The 24,918-nt window shown below is 62.7% G+C and carries 25 protein-coding genes and 1 pseudogene; 15 read left to right on the forward strand and 11 right to left on the reverse strand.

Annotated features, from left to right (window positions below; all coding sequences use genetic code 11):
* Nucleotides 1-3 precede the first annotated feature (3 nt).
* The 5 genes from fdxA (at nt 4) to RA164_RS07840 (ending at nt 5,185) form a co-directional block, all read left to right on the forward strand.
* On the forward strand, nt 4-327 hold the full coding sequence (fdxA, locus tag RA164_RS07820) for a ferredoxin FdxA (protein WP_329743381.1): 324 nt from the start codon (nt 4-6) through the stop codon (nt 325-327).
* A gap of 118 nt (nt 328-445) precedes the next feature.
* The gene (locus RA164_RS07825) at nt 446-715 is read left to right on the forward strand and encodes a DUF2249 domain-containing protein (protein ID WP_329743382.1); all 270 of its coding nucleotides are present in this window, start codon (nt 446-448) and stop codon (nt 713-715) included.
* A 157-nt stretch (nt 716-872) separates the two neighbouring features.
* Nucleotides 873-1,235 (forward strand): hypothetical protein, encoded by a 363-nt coding sequence (locus RA164_RS07830; protein WP_329743383.1) that lies wholly within the window; start codon nt 873-875, stop codon nt 1,233-1,235.
* Between the two features lie 380 nt (nt 1,236-1,615).
* Nucleotides 1,616-3,589 (forward strand): pyridoxal phosphate-dependent decarboxylase family protein, encoded by a 1,974-nt coding sequence (locus RA164_RS07835; RefSeq protein WP_329743384.1) that lies wholly within the window; start codon nt 1,616-1,618, stop codon nt 3,587-3,589.
* Between the two features lie 117 nt (nt 3,590-3,706).
* The gene (locus tag RA164_RS07840) at nt 3,707-5,185 is read left to right on the forward strand and encodes a UbiD family decarboxylase (RefSeq protein WP_329743385.1); all 1,479 of its coding nucleotides are present in this window, start codon (nt 3,707-3,709) and stop codon (nt 5,183-5,185) included.
* Here the strand turns inward: RA164_RS07840 and RA164_RS07845 are convergent.
* Complete coding sequence (locus RA164_RS07845) at nt 5,171-5,485, reverse strand: hypothetical protein (protein ID WP_329743386.1); 315 nt, start codon at nt 5,483-5,485, stop codon at nt 5,171-5,173. The two genes, RA164_RS07840 and RA164_RS07845, sit on opposite strands and share 15 nt — an antisense overlap.
* 343 nt (nt 5,486-5,828) lie before the next feature.
* A complete protein-coding gene (locus tag RA164_RS07850) occupies nt 5,829-6,158 on the reverse strand; it encodes a hypothetical protein (protein ID WP_329743387.1) in 330 nt (109 codons plus the stop codon).
* Between the two features lie 36 nt (nt 6,159-6,194).
* Between RA164_RS07850 and ubiU the strand changes: the two genes are divergently transcribed.
* Together ubiU and RA164_RS07860 are read left to right on the forward strand one after the other, a co-directional pair.
* The gene (gene ubiU / locus RA164_RS07855; protein ID WP_329743388.1) at nt 6,195-7,193 is read left to right on the forward strand and encodes a ubiquinone anaerobic biosynthesis protein UbiU; all 999 of its coding nucleotides are present in this window, start codon (nt 6,195-6,197) and stop codon (nt 7,191-7,193) included.
* A gap of 19 nt (nt 7,194-7,212) precedes the next feature.
* Nucleotides 7,213-8,091, forward strand: a complete 879-nt coding sequence (locus RA164_RS07860) for a U32 family peptidase (RefSeq protein WP_329743389.1) — start codon at nt 7,213-7,215, stop codon at nt 8,089-8,091.
* A gap of 103 nt (nt 8,092-8,194) precedes the next feature.
* On the opposite strand, the pseudogene RA164_RS07865 reads toward RA164_RS07860, so the two are convergent.
* The 9 genes and pseudogenes from RA164_RS07865 to RA164_RS07905 form a co-directional block, all read right to left on the reverse strand.
* A pseudogene (locus RA164_RS07865) lies at nt 8,195-9,053 on the reverse strand (beta-ketoacyl synthase N-terminal-like domain-containing protein); the annotation flags it as partial.
* A gap of 124 nt (nt 9,054-9,177) precedes the next feature.
* Nucleotides 9,178-10,035 carry a ubiquinone anaerobic biosynthesis accessory factor UbiT gene (gene ubiT / locus RA164_RS07870; protein WP_329743390.1) on the reverse strand — a complete coding sequence of 286 codons (858 nt, stop codon included), beginning with the start codon at nt 10,033-10,035 and terminating at the stop codon, nt 9,178-9,180.
* Nucleotides 10,016-10,429, reverse strand: coding sequence for a putative zinc-binding protein (locus RA164_RS07875; RefSeq protein ID WP_329743391.1), 414 nt, complete (start codon nt 10,427-10,429; stop codon nt 10,016-10,018). The genes ubiT and RA164_RS07875 overlap by 20 nt, the downstream gene beginning before the upstream one ends.
* Nucleotides 10,426-11,682 carry a hypothetical protein gene (locus RA164_RS07880; protein ID WP_329743392.1) on the reverse strand — a complete coding sequence of 419 codons (1,257 nt, stop codon included), beginning with the start codon at nt 11,680-11,682 and terminating at the stop codon, nt 10,426-10,428. Before RA164_RS07880 ends, RA164_RS07875 begins: the two co-directional genes overlap by 4 nt.
* Nucleotides 11,663-11,851 carry a hypothetical protein gene (locus RA164_RS07885; protein WP_329743393.1) on the reverse strand — a complete coding sequence of 63 codons (189 nt, stop codon included), beginning with the start codon at nt 11,849-11,851 and terminating at the stop codon, nt 11,663-11,665. Before RA164_RS07885 ends, RA164_RS07880 begins: the two co-directional genes overlap by 20 nt.
* 187 nt (nt 11,852-12,038) lie before the next feature.
* On the reverse strand, nt 12,039-13,274 hold the full coding sequence (locus RA164_RS07890) for an alginate export family protein (protein WP_329743394.1): 1,236 nt from the start codon (nt 13,272-13,274) through the stop codon (nt 12,039-12,041).
* 213 nt (nt 13,275-13,487) lie between these two features.
* Nucleotides 13,488-15,797, reverse strand: coding sequence for a nitric-oxide reductase large subunit (locus RA164_RS07895; RefSeq protein WP_329743395.1), 2,310 nt, complete (start codon nt 15,795-15,797; stop codon nt 13,488-13,490).
* A gap of 382 nt (nt 15,798-16,179) precedes the next feature.
* Nucleotides 16,180-16,449, reverse strand: coding sequence for a hypothetical protein (locus tag RA164_RS07900; protein WP_329743396.1), 270 nt, complete (start codon nt 16,447-16,449; stop codon nt 16,180-16,182).
* 120 nt (nt 16,450-16,569) lie between these two features.
* Nucleotides 16,570-17,310: a helix-turn-helix domain-containing protein gene (locus RA164_RS07905; protein WP_329743397.1), complete on the reverse strand. Its 741-nt coding sequence runs from the start codon at nt 17,308-17,310 to the stop codon at nt 16,570-16,572.
* Between the two features lie 612 nt (nt 17,311-17,922).
* On the opposite strand from RA164_RS07905, the gene RA164_RS07910 reads away from it, so the two are divergent.
* Genes RA164_RS07910 through RA164_RS07950 form a run of 8 tightly spaced genes read left to right on the forward strand, consistent with a single transcriptional unit; the run spans nt 17,923 to nt 24,883 of the window.
* The gene (locus tag RA164_RS07910; RefSeq protein ID WP_329743398.1) at nt 17,923-19,227 is read left to right on the forward strand and encodes a molybdopterin molybdotransferase MoeA; all 1,305 of its coding nucleotides are present in this window, start codon (nt 17,923-17,925) and stop codon (nt 19,225-19,227) included.
* 1 nt (nt 19,228) lies between these two features.
* Nucleotides 19,229-20,284 carry a GTP 3',8-cyclase MoaA gene (moaA, locus tag RA164_RS07915; protein WP_329743399.1) on the forward strand — a complete coding sequence of 352 codons (1,056 nt, stop codon included), beginning with the start codon at nt 19,229-19,231 and terminating at the stop codon, nt 20,282-20,284.
* Between the two features lie 30 nt (nt 20,285-20,314).
* On the forward strand, nt 20,315-20,815 hold the full coding sequence (gene moaC / locus RA164_RS07920; RefSeq protein ID WP_329743400.1) for a cyclic pyranopterin monophosphate synthase MoaC: 501 nt from the start codon (nt 20,315-20,317) through the stop codon (nt 20,813-20,815).
* Nucleotides 20,812-21,405, forward strand: a complete 594-nt coding sequence (locus tag RA164_RS07925; RefSeq protein ID WP_329743401.1) for an NTP transferase domain-containing protein — start codon at nt 20,812-20,814, stop codon at nt 21,403-21,405. Before moaC ends, RA164_RS07925 begins: the two co-directional genes overlap by 4 nt.
* Nucleotides 21,402-21,644, forward strand: coding sequence for a MoaD/ThiS family protein (locus tag RA164_RS07930; RefSeq protein ID WP_329743402.1), 243 nt, complete (start codon nt 21,402-21,404; stop codon nt 21,642-21,644). Before RA164_RS07925 ends, RA164_RS07930 begins: the two co-directional genes overlap by 4 nt.
* Nucleotides 21,641-23,236 carry a ThiF family adenylyltransferase gene (locus RA164_RS16585; RefSeq protein WP_412731079.1) on the forward strand — a complete coding sequence of 532 codons (1,596 nt, stop codon included), beginning with the start codon at nt 21,641-21,643 and terminating at the stop codon, nt 23,234-23,236. The genes RA164_RS07930 and RA164_RS16585 overlap by 4 nt, the downstream gene beginning before the upstream one ends.
* 31 nt (nt 23,237-23,267) lie before the next feature.
* Nucleotides 23,268-24,533, forward strand: a complete 1,266-nt coding sequence (locus RA164_RS07945) for a molybdopterin molybdotransferase MoeA (RefSeq protein WP_329743403.1) — start codon at nt 23,268-23,270, stop codon at nt 24,531-24,533.
* On the forward strand, nt 24,530-24,883 hold the full coding sequence (locus tag RA164_RS07950; RefSeq protein WP_329743404.1) for a hypothetical protein: 354 nt from the start codon (nt 24,530-24,532) through the stop codon (nt 24,881-24,883). The genes RA164_RS07945 and RA164_RS07950 overlap by 4 nt, the downstream gene beginning before the upstream one ends.
* Nucleotides 24,884-24,918: the final 35 nt, after the last annotated feature.

Raw genomic sequence — 24,918 nt, forward strand, 5'->3', positions numbered from 1 at the left:
GTCATGACACATGTCGTTACCGAGAACTGCATCAACTGCAAGCACACCGATTGCGTGGAGGTGTGCCCGGTTGACTGCTTTCATGCCGGTCCGAATTTTCTGGTGATCGATCCGATGGAATGCATCGACTGCACGCTATGCGTACAGGAGTGCCCGGTCGATGCGATCTTCCCCGAGCTGGACGTCCCGTCGGGGCATGAGAAGTTCCTGGCCATAAATGCCGAGCTCGCGCCGCTGTGGCCGTCGCTGACCAGCAAGATCCCCGCGCTGGAGGACGCCGATCGCTGGGACGGCGTGGCGGACAAATTGCCTCTGCTCAAACGCTGAATGCAGCTAAAAGAGCCGCGCGGTCCGGACACTTTCAGCGAGATCAGCTGATCTGGGTCAGAGGTTCGAACGGGATAACAGCCTATCGTGGAGTGGTTATCCACTTTCAGGAATGATCATGATCCAGATGCAACCTGTCGCTGAACAACACATCCATGTATTTGACGCACGTGGCGTAGCGCGCCGGTTTCGCCATTCGGCCATCTTCGGCGCGATGGATGCATTGCGCTCAGGTGAAACCATGCGCTTCGTGAACGACCACGATCCGATACCGCTGATCGCGCAATTGCGGAATCGCTTCGGCGACAACCTGACCGTCACCTATCGCGAGCGTGGCCCCGAAACCGTAGTCATCGATTTCGGGATTACCGAACTGCCCCCGCAATAGGGAGTGGTCTGAATAAAATATCCGACTTTCCATGATCAAACGCCACGAATCAGCATGCGCGATACGCTGGCAGCCGTGCTCGGGGTGGTTGCGGACGGCTTGCTGGAATATAGCTATCTCGATACCAGTTCGACTGGCGGGCTACTCCTGTCCCACCATGGTCGGAGCCTACCTGCAGGTGCGCATGGTGGTGATGGCTCTGTTTCCGGATGGCACGGCGACGCGCGGCGAGATCGACATGCGCATGCCGGAGACGGAAGGGGCCAACGGCATGATCGCGCAGGTCCCGATCCTGGTTACCGGCGTCGCCGCCGCGGACGGTTTTCACGGGATTGGAGGGCATTATGTCCGCCAGCATCCGTTGCAATTCGCGGATGTCGGTGATGCCAGTGTGATCGGCTTCCGCCGCCACGGCGTAAGGCAGACCGTGTCGGTCGAGCTCGACTTGCGTTCTGTCTCCGCGCCGCCGATGCGCGCACTGCTTGCCACGGCGATCGAGCCAGAGACCACGCCGTCGTAACACGAGATGCTGGCGCAGACGTGGCAGGGGCGCGTACAAGTGTTGCTGCTGGATCATGCCGGCGATCCTGCGGCGCTGCTAGTGATCCGCATTCAGTGAGCCGGCTGACGTAGCCCGTTGTCGTGCGTCAGCGGACGATGGTGATGGTGGCAGCTGCTGTCGCCGTGACCGGCGCTGGCTTCTTGATGTTCAGGTTGACCTTAATCAATGCGCGCACGCCCGGCGCCAACGAGCATAGGCGCCCCGCAGGAGGATGCTGAAATGAGCGATCGATGGCCCGCAGTGTTCGCTGATGCGAGAAGGATTCACTCGATCCCGTCGCGTGCGATCGCCGCGCCTTGTCCAGTACCTCACGCCGTGGCTGACCGGAGGTGGCCCGTATGAGCGCGGCCACGCCGCTGTCGTGGCATGGTTCGAGGGACCACACGCTGGATGCCTGCTTTCTCGGCCCGTATGGAGAGAACGACAGCTTGCTGGAAAAGTTGCTGGTGGAGTTCCTGCGCGACCATGTCTACTGGCGCCGGAATTTTCATCCTGAGGATCCACCGGCCATCGCCACGTCGGCGGCACGGGACCCGGGTTATCTGGCCTTCGAGTCACGCATGCGTCGCGAACTGCACCAGCTTTCCGCGGCGCTGAAGAAATCGGTGCCGTTCCACAGCCCGCGTTACATCGGACACATGGCATCGGACCTGCTGCTACCGGGGCTGGCGGCACAGATCCTGACCCTGCCTTACAACCCCAACAATGTCAGCGAGGATGCCGCGCCAGTCACGGTGGACATGGAGGTGCAGGTTGGCCTGCAGCTGGCCCGCATGGTTGGCTATCCGCATGACCCGGTACAGCCGGCGTGTGCGTTCGGACATCTCACCTCAGGCGGCACGTTGGCGAATTACCAGGCGTTGCGGCTGGCGCTGGCGCTGAAGGCCTTTCCGGTCGCGTTGCGCGCCGCAGGTGTGTCGGACATCGCACTGCCTTCCGACGACTGGGAAGCTTTCAATCTTTCGCCGGCGGCCGGCGTCGCCTTGCTGGACACCTGGCAGCAATGGCTGGCGACACTACCGACGTCGCAACGCAGTCGCTGGCATGCACGAGTCGAGGCGCAGCGCATCGAGCAGCTCGGACTGGCGGGCTTCTTCGCGGCCCACCCCGACCTGCGGGTTCCGCTGGTGCTGGCACCGGTCACCGCCCACTACTCGTGGAGCAAGGGCCTCAAACTGCTGGGTCTGGGGCGCGCACAACTGGAACTGTTGCCGACGCATGGCATGCGGCTCGACACGGATGAGCTGGAAGCCACCCTGGCGCGTTGCGCCCGTGAGCGCCAGCCCATCCTGATGTGCGTGGCAGTGCTGGGCGGAACCGAGTACGGCACCATCGATCCGATTGACGGTGTGCTGGCGGCACGCACTCGCTCGCGCGTGCTGGGCCTGGACTTTTCGGTCCACGTGGACGGTGCCTGGGGCGGTTATCTGGCCACCATTTTTCGCGCGGAGGATGGCAGCTTGCGGCCACGCGAAGAGGTCGCCAACGAGTTTACCGGGTTCCCTTCGCCCGCGGTCTACGCCGCGTTTGCGGCACTCGCCGATACGGACTCGGTCACAGTGGATCCGCACAAGCTCGGCTACCTGCCCTATGGCGCGGGTGCCTTTGTCTGTCGCGACCACCGGGCGGTGGCGTTGCTGGCCGAGCGCGCCGATTACGTCTTTCATGCCAGCATACCGATGGACTATCTCGCACGCTATCGCAGCCTGGGTCAGTTCGTGCCCGAAGGGTCCAAATCAGGCGCGGCCGCGGCGGCGGTCTACGTCACCCACAAGGTATTGCCGCTGGATCACCGGCATTTCGGTCGACTGCCTGCACAGACCGTTCGTTGTGCCGAGTCCTTCTACGCCCATGCACAACGGTTTGCGCTGAACATGGCCGATCAGTTTCTTGCCATCGTGCCGGTGGCACCCGACAGCAATCTGGTGTGCCTGGCCATCAACCCGCGTGGCAACACGTCGCTGGCGAAGGCCAATACCTTCCTGCGTACGCTGCATGACACCTTGCGCTGCGATCCGGGCCAGCCGCTGCAGACCAAGGAGTATTTCGGTTCGGTTACCAGCTTACGCCCGGAGATGCTAGGCAAGGCGGAGACCCTGCGGATCTTCCACGCGCTCGGGCTGGAAGAGTCCACGCTAGGTGAGGAGGAGGACAGCGACTGCCTGATGATCCTGCGCCACACGCTAATGAATCCGTACCTGATCGACCATGAGAACGGCGTCAGCTACATCGAGGGCTATTTCGAGTTCCTGACCCGTCGCCTGCGCATGCTGGCAAGCCATGATGGAGTGGCCGCAGTCGCGTCGTCCTGATACGCTGCCCAGGTCGGTCCATGTCCGGGGCATCGCTTGGCGCGACGGATTGATCGGCGTCAGGGCATGCCGGCGCGCAACGCGCGAAAGTCGGCATACTCTCCCGATCATTCGGCCATGCCCCATCACGACCTGCGATCATTCATCAGCCAGCTGGAGCGCGAGCGACAGTTGATCCGGGTGCCCGACCCGGTCGATTGCGAGCTGGAGTCGACAGCGTTATGCCTGCGTGCGCTGCGCGAGCACGGGCCGGCACTGCTGATCGAGCACCCGCGATCGTCGCCGCACGCGATGCTAGGCAACCTGTTTGGCGAGCGCCGACGGATCGAAGCGGCGCTGGCCGGCCGCCCCCTGACCAGCCTGCGCGAACTGGGTCAGTTGCTGGCCTCGATCAAGGAGCCGCGCTGGCCATCGAGCCTGCGCGATGCACTGACCTGCTGGCCGGAGCTAGCGCAACTCGCGCATGTGGCACCGCAACGTGTACGCGAGGCGGCGTTCGAATACGAGACCCTGCGCGGTGACGAGATCGACCTGTCGCGCCTGCCGATCCAGCGTTGCTGGCCGCAGGATGCCGGCAAGCTGATCACCTTCGGCCTGGTGATCACCCGCGGCACGCGCCAATCGCGCCAGAACGTGGCGATCTACCGGCAGCAGGTGATCGGGCCGAACCGGGTGATCATGCGCTGGCTGCCGCATCGCGGTGGCGCGCTGGATTTTGCAGACTGGCAGGCGGTGCATCCGGAGACACCCTTTCCCATGCTGGTTGCGATCGGTGCCGATCCTGCCACCATGCTGGCAGCGGTAGCTCCCCTCCCGGACACGTTGTCGGAGTACGAGTTTGCCGGTCTGCTGCGCGGCCAGCGAACGCGGGTATGGCGCAGCGAGCTGACTGGGCTGGATGCGCCGGCCGGCGCGGAGATCCTGCTCGAGGGATTCATCCATCCGCGCGATACAGCGCTGGAAGGTCCGTTCGGCGATCACACCGGCTACTACAACGCACAGGACCACTTTCCGGTGCTCACCATCGAGCGGGTGCGTCTTCGCCGTGACGCGATCTACCACGGCAGCTATATGGGTCGTGCACCGCACGATGAACCCTCGGTGTTGTCGATGGCATTGAACGATGTGTTCGTGCCGATCCTGCAGAAGGTGTTTCCGGAAATCGTCGATTTCCATCTGCCGCCCGAGGCGTGCTCGTACCGCATCGCCGTGGTCAGCATTCGCAAGCAGTATCCCGGCCATGCGCGGCGGGTGATGATGGGGATCTGGTCGTACCTGCGCCAGTTTACCTACACCAAGTTCGTCATCATTACCGACGACGACATCGATGTGCGCGACTGGTCGCAGGTGATCTGGGCGCTGGCCACGCGCGTCGACCCTGCACGGGATTCGATGCTGGTCGAGAAAACGCCGATCGACTATCTGGACTTCTCCAGTCCGACGCCGAGCCTAGGCTCCAAGCTGGGTATCGATGCCACCAACAAATGGCCGGCCGAAACTTCGCGCACTTGGAGCAAACCGATTCAGCCCGATCCCGCGGTGGAGCGTCGGGTAGACGCGCTGTGGGCGACCCTGGCCGGCTCAATCGCCGTCTGAGGCGCTGTCCGCCGCGTGCTCCGGTTGCGGATTCGCGATCCACTGGCGTGCGCGTTCCTGCAGGGCTCGCCAGTTCTGCTCCCACTGGCCATGGCGTGGCTCCGACCATGCCAGTTGCAGCAATACCGCCTGCAGACCCTTCAGATGCTGCTGCGCCAGGGTCAGCTCGGCGATCGCAGCGTCGTGGTCATCCTTGCCGACCATCAGAATCTTCCTGTCACGGCATACGCCAATGCACGTCTGCGGTGCTTCGATCTTGCCGCAGCCAATGCACTGCCAGGCCTGGATATAGTCGGTCACGAGTTAGCCTCCGGTTCATGGGGCGTCCGTCGTGCGGTGGGCGCCGTTCGTGGAACGATCTAGAACATGGCTTATCGTAGGTCGCGGCATGGAGACAAGACCATGACCTTCATCAAACCGTCGTGACAGCGTGCTGCCGCTGAAACATGCGGCGCGCGCGAGTAGACCGGTTTGCATGAGCGCGGCACACCAGCGGGCATGGCCGGAGACACGCCCATCGATATTGTGGCGAAGGCGCGCCTGCGCACCAGGACTCAGTGGCCGTCCAGGGGAAACCGCTTCAACCGGAGCAGCCGCCGCAGCAGATGGTAGGCAACGACACCACCTATTCCGGTGCCACGGTTCAGTCAGCTTGCTGTAGGACGTCGATCAGGTCCGTCACCGTCACGCAGAACGATATCCGCATCGACAGGCAACTCATGTCCAGATCCTCCACGCTTTTTGGATCGATCTCGACCATTGCTTCCTGGATGACCTCGGGGCCGGGGCACGCTTCGGTGAGAACCGTATGATATTCCATCGTGCGGCCTCGTTTCATGCAAATGATGGGGAAGCTGTGCGATGACATCGTCCGCGTGCTGTGCGACGGATGCATTGAATCCCGGCCATAGGTACGAAACAATGCCGGACAGTTTTGACGCATGTCAGGGCGGGGCAACTCCTCGCCGTTCAAGCTGCGCGCCTCAATAGTCTTCCGAGGTGCTCGCCCATGCAACTGGTTTGTCCTGCCGGCAACCTGCCGGCCTTGCAGGCAGCGGTCGACGCCGGAGCAGATGCGGTTTACGCCGGTTTCCGCGACCAGACCAACGCTCGTGCTTTCCCCGGACTCAACTTCAGTGATGACGATCTGCGCAGTGGTATCGCCTACGCGCATGCACGCGGATGCAAGGTTTATCTCGCTCTCAACACCTACCCGGACAGTGCGAGGCTTGGCCAGTGGTTCGATGCCGTGGACCGGGCTGCCGAGTTTGGCTGCGACGCGATCATTGCCGCGGAGATGGCCGTGCTGGACTACGCCACGCGCAAGTATCCGGAACTGGCGCGCCATCTTTCCGTGCAGGGTTCGGCGACCACCGCGCCCGCGCTCAAGTATATGCACGAACGATTCGGTATCAGTCGCGCGGTATTGCCGCGCGTGCTGTCGATCCAGCAGGTGCAGCGACTGTGTCAGCACTCGCCGGTACCGCTGGAAGTGTTTGCCTTTGGCAGCCTGTGCATCATGGTGGAGGGGCGCTGCCAGCTCTCGTCCTATGTCACCGGCGCATCGCCCAATCGCCATGGCGTGTGTTCGCCGGCGAAGTTCGTGCGCTGGGAAGAACAGGGTGACGGCGGTCGTAGCGTTCGACTCAACAATGTCTTGATCGACCTATTCAAGCCGCAGGAGCCGGCGGGTTACCCGACCGTCTGCAAGGGGCGCTTCGATGTTGCCGGCGAGGTCTTTCACGCGCTGGAGGAGCCGACCAGCCTCAATACCCTGGAGCTGTTGCCGACGCTGGCCCGATCCGGCGTGGTCGCGTTGAAGATAGAGGGCCGTCAACGCGGTGCTGCCTATGTGAAGTCGGTGACGCGTACCTGGCGCGATGCGCTGGATCGCTACCAGGCCGCGCCACAGGATTGGCTGCTGCGGGATGACTGGCAGCGTGCGCTTTCGGCGCATGCCGAAGGCCACCAGACCACGCTTGGTCCCTACCACCGTCGTTGGCATTGAACAGATGGAGGTGAATCCGATGATCAAGCTCAGCCTAGGCGCATTGCAGTATTTCTGGCCGCGCGAGCGCACTCTGGCGTTCTATCGCGAAGCGGCCCGTTGGCCGGTCGATATCGTCTATCTGGGCGAGACGGTGTGCAGCAAGCGAAGAGAACTCGGCACGCGCGACTGGATTGATCTGGCTGCGGAGCTGGCGGGCAGCGGCAAGCAGATCGTGTTGTCATCACTGGCGCTGGTCGAGGCCGAGTCGGAACTGGGCGTGTTGCGCCGATTGATCGAGGACGGCGGATGCTGGATCGAGGCTAACGATCTTTCGGCGGTGCAGTTGTGCCGGGAACGGAGCGTGCCCTTCGTCGCCGGGCCCACCCTCAACGTCTACAACCATGTCGCGTTGTCGATGCTGATCGAGGATGGGCTGCGTCGCTGGGTGCCCGGCGTGGAGCAGGGGGAAACTCTGGTACGCGAACTGCGGGCGGCGATGATAGCCGAGGATCGAGCCATGCCGGAGCTGGAGGTGATTGCGTTTGGTCGCCTGCCGCTGTCGTTTTCAGCGCGCTGTTTCACCGCGCGTGCACTGGACGTGGCCAAGGACCAGTGTGACTTTCGCTGCATCGAATACCCCGATGGCCTGCCACTTGCCACTCGTGATGGAAGGCCGTTCCTTCGCATCAATGGCATCCAGATCCAGGGTGAGGAAATTACCGATCTCGGTCCGCAGCTTCCGGTGCTGCGTGAGCTCGGGGTGGATGTGCTGCGGCTGTACCCGCAGGTTCTCGGCATGGCCGAGGTGGTGGCGCACTTCGATCTCGCCCGGCGTTCAGCGCAGGCACCGCCTCGCATCGGCAGTCGCAACGGTTACTGGCATGGCGAGCCGGGCATGAGGCCGGGGTCTTCTTGACGGAACCGGCGCCACTGGCGTCAAGTTAGCGCTGCGGCTAACCAGCCCGATGAGGAGGCCCGGTCAGCTACGCGGTAGGAGGGCGGATGCGGTGCGTCTGCAGTCAGATGCGCGCGAATACCAGGCTCGCATTAGTTCCGCCGAAGCCAAAGCTGTTCGACATCACGGTGTCCAGCTTTGCATTGCGTGATTCGTGCAGAATGGGAGAGCCTTCTACGCGCGGATCGAGTTGGTTGATGTGGGCTGAGCCGACCATGAACCCGCTCAGCAGCATCAATAGGCTTAAGATGGCCTAATACACGCTCGCGGCACCCAGCGAGTGACCGCTGAGCACCATGGTCGAGGACAGCGGCGGTATCGCCGTGTCGAAGACTTCCCGGATCGCCTCCAGCTCCACGATGTCACACTACCGGTGTGGCGGTGCCGTGGGTGTTGAGGTAACCCACCGGTGAACGCAGTTCGCGCATCGCCATTTCCATGCAGCGCACTGCACCCTCGTTGGGCGGTGCCACCATGTCGGCACCGTCCGAGCTGACGCCATAGCCGATCAGCTCGGCATGGATACGCGCGTCACGTGCCCTGGCGTGCTCGTTTTCCTCGAGCACCAACATGCCGCCACCGCCGGCAATGACAAAGCCGGTGCGTCCGGCGTCATAAGGGCGCGGGGCCACTTGCGGGGTGTCGTTGTAGCCGCTGGACAAGGCACCCATGGCGTCGAATTCGGCAGTCATCCCCAGTGCTCTTCCTCGCCGCCACCGGCAAACATCACGTCCTGCGCGCCATGACGGATCAGGTCCGCAGCTGCACCGATGGAATGCGTGGGAGTGGCGCAGGCGGCCGAGATCGAATAGCTGGCCCCTGGATGCCAAAGGTGGTAGCCGAGTGGCAGACACCGTCGAGTAGATCGTGCGCGGCACCATGTATGGACCGACCTTGCGCGCATGTCTCTGGCAACATAGATCAGGCGGTCATCCACAAAGGTCTTTCCGTCGACGATCATTAGCGCAAGCCTGCCTCGCTTCACTCAACAGATGTCGATCTCGTAGCGCCGCAGCTTTGCTGTGGCTTGTTGTGTGCGCAAAGGCGTCAGGTAGCCTCATGATGGTGGGCGGCCCGTGCCGTACGGGCAAATCGTGCGCCCCGGTTCATCACGATGCGAAGTGCCAGTGGAATCGATTCCCACGGCAACCGATCGAGCATGTTTCGTGCGGTCAGGCCGAGTTCGGTATCACCGGTCAAACGCAGTCGTCGCTGAAAGAAGAGCGTGTCGGCATCTTCGAGACGTCCTACCAGCAGTAGCAGGTCGGTGGCGCTGCCGCAGACACTGACGTCGGCGTCGCCGGCAGAAATGGACAGTTGCCCTTCATGCACTTCAAACACCCAGCGCAGACCGAGGTCTTCTACCTCGACGGCCAGTCGCCGGTCTTGCATGAATTCCAGTTCGCCTTCGCGCAGCGGGGCAGCCAGGACGTGGGACATCCCCTTCTGGATCAGCATGCGCTGCCAGCGTATCGGCAGGGCCTGGAGCAGCGGAGCCACGCGACGCGGTTGCGGCAACAGTTGCAGCAAGCGTCTAGTGAAGCGGAAATCTGAAGCTGACGTGACCATGGTCGGGAAGCTTGCCGAAGCGGCGCTTGCTTCGCACTGATCCCGGTCAAATGACAGGCCCTGCTGACGGCAACCATCGGCAATGATGAGATCAAGCAGTGCGTGCACCGTGGTTGCGGGCAGATTCATCCGCACGGCCAGGCGCTCGGCGCGAGCACGAACGCTGCGTTCGCGCTCGGGATCGCGAGGTGGCACGCCGGCGCGTGGCTTGAGCGACGCTACCATGCGCACCAGGCGGCGGCGTGCCGCCAACAACAGCAGAAGGCCGTCATCGACGTGATCGATGGCGGCGCGAACCTGCGCAAGTGCGAGCCGTTCAGGCAGATGCGGGTTCATCGGTGAGCGCTTCGGTACCGGAGGATGGCCGGTGCAGGGCAACCGCGGCAGGAAGCACCTGGTCGGTGTAGACCTGCTGCGCGTGGTTGTTGTCGAAATCGGTATGCTGACGCTTCTTTACGCCGTAGTCCGAGAGCACGAGTTGGGTGTCGGCGGTGACGCCAGCACTGGCTAGGCAGGCGGCGACACATTTCAGGACGCAGCCATCCAGGGCCAGGATGCGGCGCCCGCTTTGTGCCGTGCGAATCAGACCGGGCACGGCACCCCCGACCCCGGCGATGCATGACATTTCGGCCATGCCAGCACGATCTAGCTGCAGTGCGAGGTGATTGGCCATCTGCGCGGCGCTGGAACAACCCGAACAGGAATAGACGAGGGGGGGCTTGTTGCTCATGGGTGTCCCTTGATGCCAAGTACAAAGCGTTCGCTGCGACGGTTCACGCCATTCAGTGCCCGCCAGACGGCGAGCCATGCCAGCAGCATCGCCAGGCCGGTCAGGCGCGACAGCCAGGAGCGCGGATACAGCACGGCCGCAGGCAGCAGCAGACTCACGGGAAGCTGCGCGAATAGAACCCGGAGCTTGTCTTTCTCCGGAAGCAGGCGCTGCACTCCCGGAAGCTGCACGCCTCGCCCGATGCGCCGGTGCAGTTCGATCCAGCCGAGGAAGGCGATGATCTCCAGCGCCATTCCGTTCAGAAGCAAGGGCAAGGCGATGGCCAGACCCAGGGCACCAGCAAGCAGACCGTTGCGAGCCCCGGACAGCAGGGCCATCGCAGCAGCCAACAGCAACATGAGCCCCAGTTGCCAGCTGCGCCGCAATGGCCCGGCGTGACCGCGTGGTCCACGCCCCAGCAGCCACAGGGCGGTGCCAGCGAAGGCCGTGATCAGAACCACCAGCGTCAGTCCAAGCCATGACACGTCATCGCGGGCGAAGGCCCGCCATGTCCCGGCACACAACCCCAGCAGCAAGGCGACGGTCCATGCCACCTGAGCAGTGCCCGGCATCTTCGCGCTACCCTGGAACATCGGCATCACCACGCGCGCCACGCCGGCAAGCAGCAGCACGATCCAGCCCAGCGTACCCCAGGCTGCGTGCACATCGACCAGCGCTAACAGGGGCATGTTCAGATGGCCGTTCAGCAGCAGTGCGAGGCAACCGCCAAGTACTCCGGTGATCACGGCCGAGAGCAGAGCCAGTCCGATGCCTGCACGCAACAGCCGCTGTCCCCGGGCGACAAGTACACCGGGCAGTGTCATGCCGCCGAGGAGAATGAAGGCGGCAGGAAGCAGTACGCCGGCGAGCGTGATGCCGGTCCGCCAGCCGGTCAGAAACCCAGTCATCAGTAGCACCGTGCCGACGTTGAGCAAGCCGTGCAAGACGTGGCCGAGTCGGTTGCCACCGTGCACTCGAACGCCTGCGGCGGCGGGCAGAAATTGCAGGAGGCTGCCGAACATCGTGTTGCCGAGCACGCCCAAGGTGAACGCATGTACCAGCGCTAGGGTGGCCGGTTGCCAGCGAGTCACCAGCAGTGATCCATCGTCGCTCAGCAACAACAGCGCAGCAAACATGCCCCAAGGCGGTGCGCTGAGCAGAAACCGGCGTGGCAGCGAACTCGCTGGCGACGCCTCAATGTTCAGCCTGGCCATCACGTCCCGGTCGATGGATCTGCACGCAGACATCGTCGTCGGGCAAGCTGAGTACCCGGCATTCCAGGCCCTGTTCAGCCAGCAACGTGAGCAGCGGGGTTGGGTATTGCGGAGTCAGCAGGCGAATCGTCTGCCAGGGTGCCAGGGCATCGGCCAGAGCCCGGGCCATCTCCAGCGGTTGAGGATACGGCAGCTTGTCAGGTACCTGCGGGCTATTCGCCGTTGGAAGTTCAGGCAGACGGGCTGGTGATGAGTCCTGCATGCTTGGATTGAAGCACGCGTGGCCAAAGTCATGCACTGATGTGGGTCAAATGCTGCGGCAGACCACTCAACCCGACCCAGGGCGAGTCGAAGCACTACAGCGGACGCACGCCGTTCCATTCGATCTGGAGCCAGATCCGCGTGTCATCGTGACCAAATCCGTCGGCGTGGTAACTGGCGACTGTCAGTAGTGCCTGAACGCCATCGGCCAGCGGCATGCCCAGTGAGGCATCTCCTTCATTACCGTATTCGCCGCCGGTGACGGCATGATAATCGTGATACCCGGTGACCCACGTGAGTTGCCTGGAGATTTCATATGGGGTGAATTTTCCCGTGATCGCGAAATAACGGTCTTGAAGACCACCGACTGGCGTGGTGGCGAACTGGTCGTCCCAGCCATTGAATGCGTGCAACGCGGCGAGCGGGGTTTGCAGCGCATGCACACCATTGCCACCCAGCTGCTCCTGCCCGGCCTTTACCGTGATGCCCTGTACCGTCCAGCGGGGTTCAATCAGCCAGTAGTTGACGTCATAGCTGTAAGGATTGTTGGCATAGCCTGACTGCCTGGCGTATTCGATAGTCCAGCCCGGCCCCGTACCCTGCTGCAGCGCGCTGCCGAACCAGCGTACACCGTAAGTCGCCGTCGATGCCGTCGGTACGTCCTTATCCTCATGAAGATAGGCGTAGCCCACCCAGGTCTGGGCACCCTGGCTGAAGGATACGTTGAGCAGATGGGTATTCAGCTTGCGCTCGCTGGCCAGGGGATTGATCGCATCCGGGCCGAAGACACGATGAACGCGATCGAGCCAGTCGTAGCGGACGACCCAGTTGTCGGATGGCCGCCACTGCAGTGCGACGGCGTCATAGGTCTGTGCGAACTGGCGCCAACTACCGTCGTCAATCCAGCGCTTGTTGTCCAGCACCAGTGCCTGACGCCCCACCGTGGCCGTGAACTGGCCGTGCTTCCAACGTAGCCACACCTGATTTAATTCGCTGCCGCGCGGGTCGGCAATGGGAGGGTAGGAGGTTTGACCGTTTGTCCCGCTGTTGTAGTGGTTGTCGGGACTCGCCACGCCAGCCCCTTCCAGCAAACCGCTCCAGCCGCCGCCGAATGTTGCCAGCATGCCCAAACGCAGGCGCAACGTCGTGGCATTGGCCTTGTTGACGAATGCCCCATCATCAATCTGCTCGTTGCGAAGGCGTGCATTCCAGGTGAGCTGGAGTGGTGCCTCGGGTGTCGCGTCGGGTTCGCTCGGAATATCAGCCCGCGCGGGCAGGGCCATGACAATGGCCAGGATTGAGGCGAGAAGTCCAGTCTCGAGCCGTACCATTTCGTTCTCCGTTGTTGATGGCTGCGCAGTTTCAGACGGCTCGCCTGTCACCGCACTGACAGGCGTCAGATCGGTCGGAAAGATTTCCCGGACGCGACAACCTGCCACGCACGACAACACATCACCGCATAACTACCGATTCGGCTCCGGAGGAAAAGAAAAGGGGCTAGCCGATGCGAGCCCCTTTCCAGTTTGCCGGGTGTTGCCGTGGAATTACCGCTGACCACTCCGGCCGGTGGAGACCGTTTTCGGCGAACTGGTTCGCTGTGCCCAAAGCTTGGCGATGAAATCCCATGCCATCAGCAGGGCGCCAGCGGCAAACACGATGTCGCCAGGCATGCGCATCCATTGCCAGAACGTCGTGGTGTTGTAGAACTGCAGGCTTCGCGCATAGGCATAGCCATGGGTGTATACCGCTTCCAGTTGCGGCCATCCGATCGGATAGAAGTTCAGCACGATCCACATCACCATGCCGATGTTGTAGAGCCAGAACGCCCACACGCCGGAGCGATCGCTCCACGGGCGGTCGCCATTGAGATAGCGCAGCACCATGTACAGCAGGCCGATCGCCAGCAGGCCGAAGGCGCCGAACATCGAGGTGTGTGCATGGTTGAGGGTGAGGAAGGTACCGTGCTCGTAGTAGTTGACCAGCGGCGCGTTCAGGGTGCCGCCACCGAATACGCCGGCACCGACGAAGTTCCAGAATGCCGCACCCAGGATGTAGAGGTAGGCGAGACTGTACGGGAAGTTCTTTTTCCCGCGGATATGCAGTTGTTGGTCGATCGCCTCCAGCACCAACAGTACCAGCGGAAGTACTTCGATGAAGGAGAACATGCTGCCCACGCCGACCCACAGGCCCGGCTCACCCGCCCAGTACAGGTGATGGCCGGTACCCAGCACGCCACCGATGAAGATCAGTATCCATTCGAAGATGACGGCTCGCTCGACCATCTGTCGCGAGACCAGACCCAGTGCCATCAGGAAGTAGCCGGTGACCGCGGCGGTGAACAGCTCGAACGCCAGCTCTACCCACAGGTGCACTACCCACCAGCGCCAGAAGTCGGTGATTGAGAAGGATGGGTTGGGCGAGGCCAGCGGAATCATGCCAAACACGTAGAACAGCGTCACCGTCAGCGTGCTGATCCACAGCAGATGTTCGATCCGGAAGAGTCCGTACAGCGAGCCGCCACCCTGTTTGAACAGCGACTTCAGAGTTGGCCAGAACGCGCGAAGCAGGACCAAGCACCACACGGCCAGGCCGATGAAGAAGGCGATCTGCCAGAAGCGACCCAGCTCCAAGTATGACAGCCCCTGATTGCCGAACCAGAACCAGTTCTTGTCGATCAGACCCATCAGGCCCAGATAGTCTCCGATCAGCGCGCCGGCCACGATTGTCACCAGCACCCAGAAGATCAGGTTGACCAGCAGCTTTTGTCCCGCCGGCTCGCGACCACCGATCAGCGGGGCCAGAAACAGGCCCGCGCCGATCCAGCTCACGCCGATCCAGATGATCGGTGCCTGCAGATGCACGTTGCGCAGAAAGGCAAACGGAAGCCATTTGCCCACATCGATGCCGTAGAAGCTGACCCGGTCGGTGTAGTAGTGCGCCATGATCGAGCCGGCGAGAATCTGTATCAGCAGCACGCCGGCGACCACCAGGAAGTATTTCCACAGCGCCTTCTGGCTCGGTGTCGGTGTCATGAACTTGTTCAGCACCGGCTCGAAAGTTTCGTTGACTGCCTTCGGTTCGATCCACAGGCGGAAGACCACCAGCACCGCACCGATCGCGAAGAACACCATGGTGAACGAAGCCCATGTCCAGACGAACGTCGCCTTGGTGGGTGCGTTGCCAACCAGCGGTTCGGACGGCCAATTGCTGGTCCACGAATAGTCCTTTCCGGGGCGATGCGCCACCGTGGTCAAGGACGAATAGATCAGGAAGTTTGCGGTCTGGGTGGCGCTGGTAGGATCCAGTGCGTGTGCGCCCGTATAGCCCTTACTGAAGTCATTGGTGAGCAGTGACGAGGCAATGCGCGGACGCAGTGTTTCAATCGCCTTGGCGACCGCGTCCGGCAGTACGACGCGAGACTGACTCAGGTCGATACCGTGCAGCTCCTTGCGCATCCTGCTTGTGATGCCGAATTGCTGATCGGCATCAAGTGCAGCGAACGGCTTGCCGTAACGTGCCTGCGCCAGATCGTTCTGTATCTCCCGGGCCAGCTGGACGAGGTACTCGGCGGTATAGTCCTCGCCGAAGGCGGAGCCCATGCCGTACAGGCTGCCGTAGTCCATCAGATCGGCTTTCTGGAAACCGGACTTTCCATCAACGATATCGGCGTAGCTCATCACGGCAGAGCCGCTGTTCGAAACCATCTGCTGGGGTAGGGGCGCTGCCTGCTGGTACGTGCTGCGGGTGGCCGCAGCCATGCCGAGCCAGCAGCCGACAACGGCGAACAGCAAGACCCAGATCAGGACCTTGCTGGTGCGATCCTGGGGACCGGCAATAAGAGTATTTTTACTCATGACATTCCTGTTTTCGGAAAGTGAACGCGCCGAATGCTAAGCAAACGCGGCGCAAACCGGCTGATCTGGATCAGCGTTTCCCGGAACAGGAGTGGGCAAATTGTCGCGGCAGGTATCGCGAGCCTGTTCGGCGGCCTCGCCGTGGCGAGATCGTCGCGGCGTCACGGGGCCGTGGATGCATCACGTGCCTTGCCGGATCAGCGTTACGGAGGGCGGATCGATGCGACCCGCCCTCGTGCCGGGCGAGATACTCCGGATGGTGACAGTCAGTAGTTCAGCAGCGCCAGCGTCTGGCCATAATCGAACCATTTCCAATCGACCTGTTCATGCGGTTTCTCATGCGTCATTTGGCATTCGGCAGACCAGCATGACCTTGCCGAAGTCATGCATGCTTGCCGGGATGCCTGCCTCCCGCGGCAAGACTGGAAAAGCGGCTAGCGGTGGCAACCACCGGCGCCGTGCACATGGTCTCGCCATCGTCCAGCGTCACCTTCGAAACATCGCGATGGTTCGCCACCCAGACAACACCGTTGCCGGTGATGCGGCACACATCGTTCATCACGGCCATCTCAGCGTAGGTGGCGCGTCGAATAGCATGATTCGGGACAAGCAATCCCAATCGGGAGCTGCCGGCCGTGTTATGCAGGAACATTGGGCACGAACGCGCGTTCGATCGACGAAGTTGATGTGGGTCAGGTCGGTGCCGATTTGCCGCTTGAGGCGAAATGGAAGGTCCGCATGTGTTCGCGAGGCTGGTCTTGCTGCGGTGAGCTCAGTTCGGCAACAAACCCTGTCCGATCCCGCGCAACCGGTTCGCGTCTAGGATAGTCAGCTCACGTCCATCGATGTCAATGAGCCCGGCGCTGCGAAAGCGGGTCAGTACGCGGCTTACGGTCTCGGAGGCGAGGCGGAGATAATTGGCAATGTCGGTGCGCGACATACTGAAATGGAAACTTTGCGAGGAACGTCCTCGCGCAGCGTATCTCTCACTGAGATCCGTGAGGAAGGCGGCCACTCGCTCGTCGGAACGGTGATCGCCGGCCAGCAGACTGACCGCGCCAATTTCCTTGCTGAGCATCTGGAACAGGTGTTTCTGCACCGCAGGCCTCTGCGATGCCAGTGCACTCATGGCAGGGAACGAGAGTCGGCAGAGTCTGGCTTCTTCCAGTGCCACCGCATTGCACGGGAAGCGATCGGCATAAATCGCGTTGAGGCCGATCACTTCGCCCGGAAGGTGGAAGCCAAGCACGTGCTCGCGTCCATCGTGGTCGACCATGAAGGTCTTCACCGTGCCGGCGCGTACTGCAAAGATCGCCCGAAACGGATGGCCGTCGCGGAACACGAACTCGCCCGCGCGAAACGGTCCCACGTGTTCGACGAGGCAATGCAGGGTGCTGAGTTCCGAGTTTCCGTATCCCACTACCCGACAGACATTGGCGAAGGCACAGGTTCGACAGAAATTGGCCACCTCATGATCATCGGCACCCAGCTGCACGTACTCGGGGAAATCCATGTTGGAATCGAATGGAGGAGTCAGCCAATGCTCGCGGGAAGGGTTTGTCGCCATTGTTCTGTGTATCCATGGTGCTCTGCGGGGCGTGCCTGCCAGCGGAGTTCAAGAAATGCCTGGTGTGAACGAAGCCGGGCGAGCCCGCAGATCATGCGAAAGCCCTCTGTCGGGCCCAACCCGGGTCTTCGTCCATCCGTTCCGGTCGTGGAGAAGACTGCGCCAGCAGGCTGGGTGCGGAGCAGCGACAAGTGATCGGGTGACGCGATGATCGCGACCTTCGATGGGTGCACGAGCGTTCGCCTGTCCCGGCTGTGATATCGAACAGCTCTCCTTGAATGCGTCACGAACGAGTCGAGCAAGCAATGCAATGTGCTGGGCGTGACGAGCGCCGGCTCCGCGGAGCGAGCTCATCTTTTCAGACCATGCACGAGTGCCCGGATGCCCTCGGCCAAACGAGTCGGTCGGCGGGACGTGAGCCCCCGCTTGCACGAATCTTTACACGCTCCGGCGCCGCCCGCCTTGATCCATGTCAGGCCATTCGTGCGAAGCGCCTGAGCGGGAAACGGCGCTGCGCCGAGACGTGGATCGATTGCCTCAGAAGGCCCGGTGTCATGGATGTCGTGCATCGGGCTGGCGTGGTTGTCAAAAGCAAAACTCAGGACCATCATTTCGAGCGATATGCGGCACAACCTTCAGCCACGGGCCATTGAATGCGTCATGAGTGATCTCCTCAGCGTTACCGACGCGGAGCAGCGTATCCGCACGCAGATGCCTTCTTTCGGCAGTGAGCGTTTACCGCTGGATGCGGTCATGGGCCGGGTGTTGCGACAGGGCGTGCGAGCTGAACGCGATCAACCGCCGTTTGATCGGGTCATGATGGATGGCATCGCCATTATCCTGGGCGATGGCGCAATCAGGTCGTTTCGACGCGAGGGCATACAGCTGGCTGGGATGTGCGGCCAGGTGTTGCGTGCTCCCGATGGCTGCATCGAGGTGACCACCGGTGCGACCTTGCCGGTGGGTTGCGATTGCGTCATTCCGGTTGAGCAGATACGGCGCGAGGGTGATCGGTTCGCTCTGGTCGAGGACTGCCTGCCGACGCGTCGCCAATTCGTTCACCCTCAGAGTTCCGATTGCCACGAGGGTGCGCAGCTGCTGGTGCCGGGCGTACGCATCCGCGCGCCGGAGATGGCCGTGCTTGCCGCTAACGGTGTGGCCGAGGTGGAAGTGGCCAAGCTGCCCTCGGTGGCGATCATTGCCACTGGCGACGAGCTGGCAAATGTCGATCAGTCGCTGGCCCCAGGCCAGGTCCGTCGTTCCAACGATCGCGCCCTGGCGACTGCGCTGGCGGCACGCGGTTTCAATGACGTGGTGTTGACCCACGTGCCCGATGATCTGGCGGCGACGAAACAGAAGCTCGCCGATCTGCTTGCGACGCGCCAGGTGCTGGTACTTTCCGGTGGCGTATCGATGGGACAGCGCGACTACGTGCCCGAGGCGCTGCGTTCGCTCGGGGTGAGGGAAGTGCTGCATCGCGTGGCGCAACGGCCGGGCAAACCGCTCTGGTTTGGCATTGGGCCGCAGCAGCAGGTAGTCTTTGCCTTGCCCGGCAACCCCTTATCTGCCTTGGTATGTGCGGTGCGCTACCTGTTGCCCGCGCTGGAACAGGCCGTCGGCCTGACTGCGTCGGAGCCGATGCGGGTTGCGCTGGCTGCGGCAGCCATCACGCATCCGAGCCTGACTTGCTTTGTGCCGGTGTATCTGCATCATGATGCCACCGGCCGTGCCTTGGCACAGCCGGTACCGTCACCCACGTCGGGCGATTTTTCCTCGCTACCGAAGACCCACGGCGTGGTCGAACTGCCACCTGCCGAGATAGCCGCCTGCGCTGGCACCGCCGTTGTTTTCCATGGTTGGTGACATGACCGAACCGACTGCTATCACCAGGAACCATGGTCTGGCCACGCCGCCGCTGGATCGGCATGGACGTCCGCTGCACGATCTGCGGATTTCGGTCATGGACCGCTGCAATTTCCGTTGTCCGTATTGCATGCCGGAATCGGTTTACGGAGAACATTTCAAATTCCTCGGCAACGAGCAGCGACTCAGCTTCGACGAGATCGAGAGGCTGTGCCGTATCGCGGCGCAGCTCGGCGTGAGCAAGTTGCGCCTGACCGGCGGGGAACCGCTGCTGCGTCCCCGTCTGCACGAGCTGGTCGCTCGCCTGCGGAAAATCGACGGCATCGACGATCTGGCCATGACCACAAATGGCGTGCTGCTGCGACGTCATGCGCGGGCATTGCGCGAGGCGGGCTTGGATCGTGTCACGGTGAGCCTAGACACGCTCGACCCGGCCCTGTTCCACCGTATGAGTGGCGGCCGTGGCGCGCTTGAGAATGTGCTTGATGGCATCGAGGCGGCGCAGGCTGCCGGCTTTCCGCAGGGCATCAAGCTCAATGCCGTGGTGCAGCGTGGGCTCAACGAACACACCGTGATCGAGCTGGTGCAACGCTTCCGCGGCACCAGCATCATTCCGCGCCTGATCGAGTACATGGATGTCGGCAACCGCAATGACTGGAATCGCGAGGCGGTGGTGCCTTCGCGCGAGTTGATTGCCGCCATCGATGCGCGCTGGCCACTGGAGGCGCTGCCGCCTCGATACGGAGGCGAGGTTGCCACGCGTTTCCGCTTCCGCGACAGGCAGGGCGAAATCGGCGTGATTTCGTCGGTCAGCGAACCGTTCTGTGGCAACTGTTCACGCGCAAGGCTGTCTTCGGAAGGCATGCTCTACACCTGCCTCTTCGCGGTTCAGGGCACCGATCTGCGCACGGTGCTGCGCGATGGCAGCGGCAATCATGCCTTGCGCGAGATATTGCGTCAGGTCTGGCTTCGCCGCGGCGATCGCTATAGCGAGGAACGCGCGCAACGTCGCCAGCAATCACGACAGAAGATCGAGATGCATTACATCGGCGGCTGATCGCCGCACAACGGAATTCCAGAACCACTCATGACGACCGTATCGAACAAACTGAGCCACCTCGACGACTCTGATCTGCCGCAGATGGTCGACGTCGGCAGCAAGGCCGCCACCCGGCGCACCGCGCAGGCGCAGGCACGGGTGACGTTTCCCGCCGACGTCGCTGCGCAACTTCATGGTGCGGGTTATGTGACGCCCAAGGGCGGAGTGTTCACGGTGGCGCATATCGCCGGCGTCATGGGCGCCAAGGCCACTTCACAGCTGATCCCGCTGTGCCATCCACTGGTGCTGGACAAGTGCGACATCGATATCAGCATGCCGGGCGACACCGCACTGATCACCTGTACCGTATCCTGCCAAGGGCGTACCGGGGTGGAGATGGAAGCGCTCACCGGTGCCAGTGTCGCCGCACTCACCATCTACGACATGTGCAAGGCGATGTCGCACGACATCGTGATCAGCGAGGTGCGGCTGCTGACCAAGACCGGCGGCAAGAGCGATCTCGACTACACCGCACAGGTGCAGGCATGAGTGCCTCGCCGATCTACGGCCTGCTGCTTTCCGGTGGTGCCAGCCGTCGCATGCGGCGCGACAAGGCGCAACTGAGTTACGCCGGTAAGCCGCAGTTGCTGCGTGCGTGGCGATTGCTGAGCGCGGTCACAGAGCGTGCCTTTGTCTCGATGCGCGAGAGCCAGCGTGATGATCCGCTGCGCGCCGGCCTGCCGCAGCTGGTGGACAGCTACGACGCGATCGGTCCCGCCGCCGGCATCCTTTCGGCACAGGACGCCTGGCCCAAGGCCGCCTGGCTGGTGATTGCCTGCGACCTGCCGCTGCTGGACGAGGCGACCCTGCGCACGCTGATCGCCGCACGCGATCCGTCGAAGGACGCCACCGCATTCACCAGCCGTTTCGATGGCTTGCCCGAGCCGCTTTGCGCGCTGTGGGAGCCCTCCAGCCATGCCATGCTCAAGCAGCGCTACCAGGCCGGGAGTTTCTGCCCGCGCAAGGCGCTAATCCAGGCGAATATCGCACTGCTACCTGCCGCGGGCGATGCTCTGGACAACATCAACACTCCCGAGGAATTCGAACAGATGCAACGTCAGTTGGAGTCGCAGTCATGACCCAGGTCACCCTGCAGTACTACGCGCAGCTGCGCGAACAGGCCGGAACTAGCTCCGAACAGTTCAGCACCAACGCATGCAACCTGCGCGAGCTGTACGACGAGCTGTGCAACCGCCATGAATTTTCGCTGCCGCTCGACGCGTTGAAGGTGGCGGTAAACGCGCAGTTCAGCGACTGGAAGCGCACGCTGGTCGAAGGCGACACGGTCGTCTTCATTCCACCGGTAGCCGGCGGATGAACCGCTTCACCATTACTGCCGACTCTGTCGATCTCGCGCAACTGCGCGGGGATCTCATGCACTCCGGCAGTGGCGGCTTCTGCTCGTTCGAGGGCTGGGTGCGCAACAACAACGAAGGGCGTGAAGTCAGTGGCCTAGAGTACGAGGCATATACCGAGCTGGCGCTCGCCGAAGGCGAGCGTATCGTGGCCGAGGCGATGGAACGCTACGGGGTGCTGGCCGCGCACTGCCTACATCGCGTGGGCGACCTGAAGATCGGCGACGTCGCGGTGTGGATCGGCGCCTCCGCCGCGCATCGCGACGAAGCCTTCCGTGCCTGCCGCTACATCATCGACGAGATCAAGCACCGCCTGCCGATCTGGAAGAAGGAGCACTATCTCGAAGGTGACACCGCTTGGGTCGCTTGCTCGCATACCGAGCGTGCGCACGAGATGGAACCACCGCACCGGCATCATCATGCAGCTCAGGTGTCGGCCCATGAGTATGAGCATGGCCATGACCACAGCGCGCCGCCGGTTTTCGCGCCCGACTACTCGCGACAGACGCGTCTGCGCGATGTCGGCGACGTCGGACAGGCGAAACTCGCCGCGGCGCGGGTGCTGGTAATCGGCGCAGGTGGACTCGGTTGTCCGGTGCTCAGCTATCTTGCCGGCTCGGGCGTTGGTACGTTGGGTATCGTCGACGGCGACGTGCTCGACGCCAGCAACCTGCATCGCCAGGTGATGTTCGACGCGCGCGACGTAGGTCAGCGCAAGGTGGATCTCGCGGCTCGCCGGATCGCCGCGCTGAACCCCACCATCACGGTGGAAACCCACGCCGAGCCGCTGCATGCCGGCAATATCGTGGACGTTTTTGCGCACTATGACCTGGTGGTCGAATGCACAGACGATCTGGCCAGCCGCTATCTCGCCAACGATGCCGCAGTACTCACTGGCACACCCCTGATCCTGGCCAGTGTCTATCAATACGAGGGCCAGCTGCAGGTTGTCAGCGCGATCCCGGGCGAACCGTGTTTGCGCTGCCTGTGGCCGGTGCAGCCCGCACCCGGGTTGGCGGGCAGTTGTGTTGAATCGGGTGTGCTCGGTCCAGTGCCGGGTGTACTGGGCACCATGCAGGCGATGGAGGCGCTGAAGCTGCTTCTGGACTTGCCGCGCGCCGATGATCACGCGCTGCAACTGATCAACCTACTTGACGGCAGCAGCCAGCGCTTGCCGATCGATGCGGCCGCTGGCTGCGCACTACATGGCGGTTGCGTGGAGGTGGCTCGTCAGGCGCTCGAGTCCGCGTTTGGCGATCAGGATGTCGAACGCCGGTTTGATCGTCTGTGTGACGCCATGGCCGCCGGCTACACGATCATCGACGTGCGCGATGCAGAGGAGGTTGCCTCGCGGCCATTGTCCGTGGATTCACGCAACGTGCCTACCGCCGTGCTGGCGGACGCTGAGCTCGGGGTCGCTGGGGAGCGGGTGCTGCTGGTGTGCGTCAGCGGCAAGCGCAGCAATCATGCAGCGCGGCTTCTGCGCAAGCGTGGCGTCGATGCGTATTCACTGGCCGGTGGACTGTCGGCCTTGGTGACGGCGGCTGAAACCTGATGGTCGCCTTGTCCACAACAGGTGCATGGCAATGATTGCCTATCATGCAGCCATTGATCGAATACTCGCATCGCTGACGGTGTTGCCATCGCACCCGTGCGCCGTGGCCGACGCATGCGGCCGTGTGCTGGCCGAGCCGGTCATCAGCCCGCTCGCACTGCCCTCGTTCGACCATGCAGCGATGGACGGTTACGCGCTGCATGCGTCCATACCCCTTGCAGAGGGTTCCGAACACCGTGTGTGCGGTTCGCAGGCGGCCGGCGATGCAGGTAGCGCCGCTGACGGTTGCGCCTGGGAGATCATGACCGGGGCGCGGATTCCCAGCGGGCTGGATACGGTTGTGCCGGTGGAGCGGACCGAATTGATCGAGGCACTGCCCGATGGCAAGCCTGGCCGCATTCGCCTGTGCGGTGAAGTAAGTGCAGGGCAGAATATCCGTTATGCCGGTACGGACATGGCGCTCGGTGCCCGCGTGCTGGCGGCTGGTGAATGCATCGGGGCGCCGCAGATCATGATGTTGTCGGCGCTCGGCGTGGCTCGTGTCGAGGTGATTCGCCGCCCGCGCGTCGCGCTCATCTGCACCGGAAAGGAGTTGCAGGCCGACCCGTCGCAGCCGCTGGGTGATGGGCAAATCTACAGTTCGAATGGACCCTATCTGGTCGCGGCGCTAGGGCGCGCCGGCGCCGACGTGTTTTCCTGCGAAACGGTGGACGACACCGCCATTACCTACGTGCAGGCACTGCAGCGCGCGGTTTCGGCCGGCGCCGACCTGGTCGTCAGCACCGGCGCGGTGTCGATGGGGCGCTACGATTTCGTGCCCGATGCGCTGCGTCGATTCGGCGCCGCATTGCTGTGCCACAAGGTAGCGATGCGTCCCGGAAAACCGCTGCTGGCAGCTCGCGTGCCCGATGGGCCGATGATTCTGGCTTTGCCGGGTACTCCCATGGCGGTGGCGGCGGGCGCCCGTTTCTTCGCTGCGCCAATGTTGCGTGCGATGACCGGGCAGGGGCGCGAGCCAGTGCTACATGCAGCGCTGGCTACGGCACAAAGTCCGAAGGCCGGATTCCGCCATTTCCTGCGCGCGAACCTGCAGATCGATGATGGCGGCCGTTTGCAGGCGTACGTGAATCAGCAGCAGCAACCCTTTCGCATCCAGCCTTTCGTGGCCGCCGATGTCTGGGTCGTGCTGGGCGAAGATGCGGGCGACTGCGCTGTCGGCAGTATGGTCGAGATTGCCAGTCTGGAATTGTCATCACCGCTTCAAATCGGCGTTCATTCGCCAGGGAGTGCTCCGTGAAATTGCAGATCGAGAAGCAGCACCTGCGGGTGCGCATCGATGAAGACGAACTTGCCCAACTGCTGGCTAGCGCGCCGGTGACCGTGCGTACGCAGTTCGCGAATGCATTTGCACTGCAGTGTGAACTTGCCCTCGGAACGTCTGACGTTGCAGCCGTGTCCGGACAGCCCGAGGCCTGGCAGATCGTGCTTCCCGGCGATGCGGTGCGCGAGCTGGCCAGCCGCCTGCCGAGCCGCGAGGGCCTGCGTTTCGAGCTTGCTGGTTCCGCTGAAGCTGTGCCCTTGACGCTGCTGTTCGATATCGACGTCCGCGACAGCGCACGCCGTCTCAAGGCCTCCCGTGAGGCCTGACGGCGTGAAGACGCAGCGGTGCAGGCAGTACTCGC

The sequence above is a fragment of the Dyella sp. A6 genome (genome assembly GCF_036320485.1).
GTDB lineage: Bacteria > Pseudomonadota > Gammaproteobacteria > Xanthomonadales > Rhodanobacteraceae > Rhodanobacter_A > Rhodanobacter_A aluminiiresistens.

Bases quoted from the DNA above. Each gene is read 5' to 3' on its own strand.
- fdxA (WP_329743381.1), top strand. From the start codon at position 4: ATGACACATGTCGTTACCGAGAACTGCATCAACTGCAAGCACACCGAT.
- RA164_RS07825 (WP_329743382.1), top strand. From the start codon at position 446: ATGATCCAGATGCAACCTGTCGCTGAACAACACATCCATGTATTTGAC.
- RA164_RS07830 (WP_329743383.1), top strand. From the start codon at position 873: ATGGTCGGAGCCTACCTGCAGGTGCGCATGGTGGTGATGGCTCTGTTT.
- RA164_RS07835 (WP_329743384.1), top strand. From the start codon at position 1,616: ATGAGCGCGGCCACGCCGCTGTCGTGGCATGGTTCGAGGGACCACACG.
- RA164_RS07840 (WP_329743385.1), top strand. From the start codon at position 3,707: ATGCCCCATCACGACCTGCGATCATTCATCAGCCAGCTGGAGCGCGAG.
- ubiU (WP_329743388.1), top strand. From the start codon at position 6,195: ATGCAACTGGTTTGTCCTGCCGGCAACCTGCCGGCCTTGCAGGCAGCG.
- RA164_RS07860 (WP_329743389.1), top strand. From the start codon at position 7,213: ATGATCAAGCTCAGCCTAGGCGCATTGCAGTATTTCTGGCCGCGCGAG.
- ubiT (WP_329743390.1), bottom strand. From the start codon at position 10,035: ATGAACCCGCATCTGCCTGAACGGCTCGCACTTGCGCAGGTTCGCGCC.
- RA164_RS07875 (WP_329743391.1), bottom strand. From the start codon at position 10,429: ATGAGCAACAAGCCCCCCCTCGTCTATTCCTGTTCGGGTTGTTCCAGC.
- RA164_RS07880 (WP_329743392.1), bottom strand. From the start codon at position 11,682: ATGGCCAGGCTGAACATTGAGGCGTCGCCAGCGAGTTCGCTGCCACGC.
- RA164_RS07885 (WP_329743393.1), bottom strand. From the start codon at position 11,851: ATGGCCCGGGCTCTGGCCGATGCCCTGGCACCCTGGCAGACGATTCGC.
- RA164_RS07890 (WP_329743394.1), bottom strand. From the start codon at position 13,274: ATGGTACGGCTCGAGACTGGACTTCTCGCCTCAATCCTGGCCATTGTC.
- RA164_RS07895 (WP_329743395.1), bottom strand. From the start codon at position 15,797: ATGAGTAAAAATACTCTTATTGCCGGTCCCCAGGATCGCACCAGCAAG.
- RA164_RS07900 (WP_329743396.1), bottom strand. From the start codon at position 16,449: ATGTTCCTGCATAACACGGCCGGCAGCTCCCGATTGGGATTGCTTGTC.
- RA164_RS07905 (WP_329743397.1), bottom strand. From the start codon at position 17,310: ATGGATTTCCCCGAGTACGTGCAGCTGGGTGCCGATGATCATGAGGTG.
- RA164_RS07910 (WP_329743398.1), top strand. From the start codon at position 17,923: ATGTCGTGCATCGGGCTGGCGTGGTTGTCAAAAGCAAAACTCAGGACC.
- moaA (WP_329743399.1), top strand. From the start codon at position 19,229: ATGACCGAACCGACTGCTATCACCAGGAACCATGGTCTGGCCACGCCG.
- moaC (WP_329743400.1), top strand. From the start codon at position 20,315: ATGACGACCGTATCGAACAAACTGAGCCACCTCGACGACTCTGATCTG.
- RA164_RS07925 (WP_329743401.1), top strand. From the start codon at position 20,812: ATGAGTGCCTCGCCGATCTACGGCCTGCTGCTTTCCGGTGGTGCCAGC.
- RA164_RS07930 (WP_329743402.1), top strand. From the start codon at position 21,402: ATGACCCAGGTCACCCTGCAGTACTACGCGCAGCTGCGCGAACAGGCC.
- RA164_RS16585 (WP_412731079.1), top strand. From the start codon at position 21,641: ATGAACCGCTTCACCATTACTGCCGACTCTGTCGATCTCGCGCAACTG.
- RA164_RS07945 (WP_329743403.1), top strand. From the start codon at position 23,268: ATGATTGCCTATCATGCAGCCATTGATCGAATACTCGCATCGCTGACG.